3 protein-coding genes are annotated in these 2,154 nt (G+C 46.5%); 2 read left to right on the plus strand and 1 reads right to left on the minus strand.

All coding sequences use genetic code 11. The features are described 5' to 3' along the window. Positions 1 to 36 precede the first annotated feature (36 nt). Both ABUL11_RS11240 and ABUL11_RS11245 read left to right on the plus strand, forming a co-directional pair. Positions 37 to 249, plus strand: coding sequence for a hypothetical protein (locus tag ABUL11_RS11240; RefSeq protein WP_350283940.1), 213 nt, complete (start codon positions 37 to 39; stop codon positions 247 to 249). A 218-nt stretch (positions 250 to 467) separates the two neighbouring features. Beyond that, a complete protein-coding gene (locus ABUL11_RS11245; RefSeq protein ID WP_350283941.1) occupies positions 468 to 1,301 on the plus strand; it encodes a TrmH family RNA methyltransferase in 834 nt (277 codons plus the stop codon). 25 nt (positions 1,302 to 1,326) lie between these two features. On the opposite strand, the gene ABUL11_RS11250 is transcribed toward ABUL11_RS11245, so the two are convergent. Continuing rightward, a partial coding sequence (locus ABUL11_RS11250) for a helix-hairpin-helix domain-containing protein (protein WP_350283942.1) occupies positions 1,327 to 2,154 on the minus strand: 828 nt, incomplete at its 5' end.

Raw genomic sequence — 2,154 nt, forward strand, 5'->3', positions numbered from 1 at the left:
GTTCCTTTTCACCAGCCTTGAAATAATGAGATAAGTGTGCAGTTTGCTAGCCCTGATATTGACTGGTATCACATCATCGATGATCCGGCTTTAGGCGTCTGCAAACCATCCATACCTAATTTACCTGATTCGTTATCGTATGGAAAAATCATCCGCTATCACCAGATTCCAGCTGAAGATCAGGAAGGAGGAGGTAAGCCAATGAAAGAAATAGAGAACTCTGATTATTTATTGTGGCACAGGTTTTGATGATAGAGCCGATGCGGGGCGCAAAAAGCAATGTCTGAGGCTGTTGCAGCCTGCCGGGCAGGTTGGTAAGCTGGAGATCGGAGTTTTTACTTTACGTTGGAAGTTATTAGCATACTTTTCCGTGGCTCGCTTTCAAATAGAAGTTCAAGAATATTTTTCCTGGATGATATTCCTGATAGCATGCCGCCATTGAGCTGACAATACAGACTACAGGCGGCGTGCGCTACATCACTTCTCGCGAACATTCCTTATTTAAAAAGCTGTTTAAGCTGCAACACTCGGCACGCCGACGTCATGATGAAGATATGGCGCTGCTCGATGGCATCCATTTGCTGCAATCCTGCCTGGCATCAGGCAAGACTCCAGCACTGTTGGTCGTCAGTGAATCCGGCAGTCGGCATCCTGAAATCAGCCAGTTACTGATTCATATTGATAAAAATTCTCAGAAAACAGATTGTCTGATGTTGAGTGATGCATTGTTCAGCCAGATATCACCCGTCAAAACACCCGTTGGCATACTGGCACTTATCGATATTCCTCGACATACGCTACCCGCAGACATGTACCAGAATTCTTTTAATATCTTGCTGGAAGGCATTCAGGATCCCGGTAACCTGGGTTCGGTGCTGCGCTCTGCCGCTGCTGCCGGCGTAGAAGATGTTTTCCTTTCCTCCGACTGTGCTGACGGCTGGTCACCCAAAACACTGAGAGCAGGCATGGGAGCGCATTTTTCATTGAGAATCTATGAGAATGTGGATCTGATTCAGGTGGCTCACCAATTTGCCGGTAATGTCGTGGCAACAACACTGCATGATGCCAGCAATCTTTACTGCACAGATTTGCGAGGGGCGGTCATGTTTGTTTTCGGGAATGAAGGGGGCGGGATTTCAGAAGAACTTCTGGAAACCGTACATCAGCGAGTGATGATACCTATGCCGGGGTGCGCCGAATCACTCAATGTCGCTGCAGCAGCAGCCATCTGTTTATTTGAGAAAATCCGGCAGGATACTTGTGCTGGTAATTCTCACGAGAACAGCGTGGACAGCAGATGAAATCTACTTTTTCATGAGTCGGTTATCAGGATTTACTTGAGATTATTTCCTGATCAGCAGTACTGTTTGCATTACGAATGGAATGAGGTATATCAGTGACCAAATCGCAGAGATCTGCCAGATATCTGAGAATGCGGATTTTGTCATCGAGATCATGTTTTTCGTTCTTGAGACTGGCGATGATCAGTTCAATCGGGTCTGCAGCGCCATCCTGTAATTTAACCGTGCGGTAGAAATGAACAAAATCATCCAGTGAAGCAAGGCCGGTGCAATTGACGAAAGCATGATAATCATTCCGGAGGTGGCCGTGTAAACGTGCCTGGCTGATCCATTGTACGAGTTGCTGGTAACTGAAACCGGTCCGCAGGGCGATATCCAGCGCATTGGCATTGGCTAGATTTTCAATATTGTCGTATCCCTCTCGTTTCAGAAGAATTTCCTGGTTATAGTTGATACCCGGTAGATCTGAGAGGGGTGAGGCAAATTCGTGAATCCGGACTAAACCAAGTGCCTTGGTTGCGATATTTTCGAGAAATACCAGACCACGATCGGGAAAATGACCGATGAAGAAACTCCATACGGGCAGACTTCTAATCAGGATGGCATCGGGTTCTGAAAATTTGTCGGGATCAATCAGCAAATAACTCAGAACCACCGCCAGTAAAGATCCCGTAATCATGCGCACACTGCTGTTGATAAAGATGTTGGGCGTCATATCCAGCGTGAAATAGCTCCGGACCATTAACCCGATAAAGTAGATATATCCACCCAGGAAGCCAAACTGAAACGCGGTCAGGGTATAGACGAGGACGTTGATATAGTCTCTGTTTCCTACCATATAAGACTTCATGTA

This window comes from Nitrosomonas sp., from assembly GCF_040256045.1.
In the GTDB taxonomy this organism is placed as follows: Bacteria; Pseudomonadota; Gammaproteobacteria; order Burkholderiales; family Nitrosomonadaceae; genus Nitrosomonas.